Annotated in this window: 2 protein-coding genes; both read left to right on the forward strand. The window is 44.5% G+C overall.

What is annotated here, in order from left to right; genetic code table 11:
- Positions 1-296 (forward strand): CHAT domain-containing protein (locus QT974_RS34330; RefSeq protein ID WP_333472811.1); only part of this gene is annotated, 296 nt, incomplete at its 5' end.
- 485 nt (positions 297-781) lie between these two features.
- Entirely contained in the window at positions 782-1345 is a 564-nt protein-coding gene (locus QT974_RS34335) for a hypothetical protein (protein WP_333472812.1), read from the forward strand.
- Positions 1346-1440 lie beyond the last annotated feature (95 nt).

The raw sequence follows: 1440 nt of genomic DNA on the forward strand, positions 1-1440 counted from the left end.
TGCAAGCCAGCTTAGTTGTTTTGAGCGCCTGCAACACTGGATTCGGCAGAATTACCGGGGATGGAGTGATTGGCTTATCGCGCGCTTTGATTTCCGCAGGAGTGCCGAGTGTAATTGTTTCTTTATGGGCGGTTCCCGATGCGCCGACATCCGAATTGATGCAATCTTTTTACCAAAATTTGCAAAGTAACCCCGACAAAGCACAGGCATTGCGGCAGGCAATGTTAACCACGATGAAAACTCATCCCCAGCCGCGAAATTGGGCGGCATTTACTCTGATTGGGGAGGCCGAGTAAGTTTTTGTGAATAGCTAATCGAATCAATTTTTTATCCTAAATTTTATCAATTCCGGTTGTACCGGAATGATAGAGGAGACGGCGCCGTGCCCATAGGTGCCAACTTAAGGTTCATTCCACAGTCCGGCAAGGGTTGAAACCCCTGCCTCAAAGCGCAAGTCCTCTCAAAGAGGACTGATGATTTCTTGAGTCTTCTTTGAGAGGACTTTAGCTATAAGAGGGGGGTTTCAACCCCTGGCGGACTCGTGGGATGACTAACAGACTTGGCGGGCTGACAGCTTAAGTTATCTACACATTCACCTACCTTGCACCTTCCCGCAATCAATCTTGCACCTCATACCTCATCAACTCTGCGGGTAGAACGAATGAATTTCCCATCTGGGTTGCTTAAGATTTAAGTAATCCTAAATCATTAGTCAACTGTCAACTGTCAACTGTCAACTGTCAACTGTCAACTGTCAACCGTCAACTTACCGCGTAACTTTATGAATGCAGAATTAGCTACAAACATTCTAGATAACCTGGTACAGGAAAAGAGAGGCCAACCATTGAACGGCTTACAGCGAGCAATTATTCAAGGAGTGTTAGATGGTTTGACATACCAAGAAATCAAGCATAATTATGCGATCGCCCGGAACTATGAAATATGCTACTTAGCGCGATACGTTGCTTATCATTTGTGGAAATTGCTGACAGAGGTATTGAAAGATGCAGGAATTATCGACTCGGACGAAAGAGTCTGCAAAAAAAATTTATGGGAGTCCGCGATGAAAGTGACACAGCAAAGCGTACAGTCGGAATCTGTACAAAAAAGTCAACTCCCCGTACCGCCAGATCCGATGCTCGACAGAAAACTGGGAATGCGCTACCAAATTACCGAACATTTGGTCAGTACCGAGTTTACCGATACTTATCTTGCGGAAAATGAAGATTTGCCCGATCGCCCTTTATGTGCCAATACGGTTGGCTTAGCACTCTCTGACGAATTTCATCTCACTAATTTATGGGAATACAGACTTGTGAAAGGAAGTCAGATTGTTTTGATCTGAACAGTATTGCTTTACGTGCAGTCAAACGTTTGAAAAGTCAGTCATATCAAATCCTCTCTTCATCGTCCTGTATTAATCTCTCTCTTCTCTTCCTT

Source organism: Microcoleus sp. BM001215392, assembly GCF_036700185.1.
In the GTDB taxonomy this organism is placed as follows: domain Bacteria; phylum Cyanobacteriota; class Cyanobacteriia; order Cyanobacteriales; family Microcoleaceae; genus Microcoleus.

Excerpts from the sequence above, each read along its gene's own strand:
- QT974_RS34335 (WP_333472812.1), top strand. The coding sequence starts at position 782 with ATGAATGCAGAATTAGCTACAAACATTCTAGATAACCTGGTACAGGAA.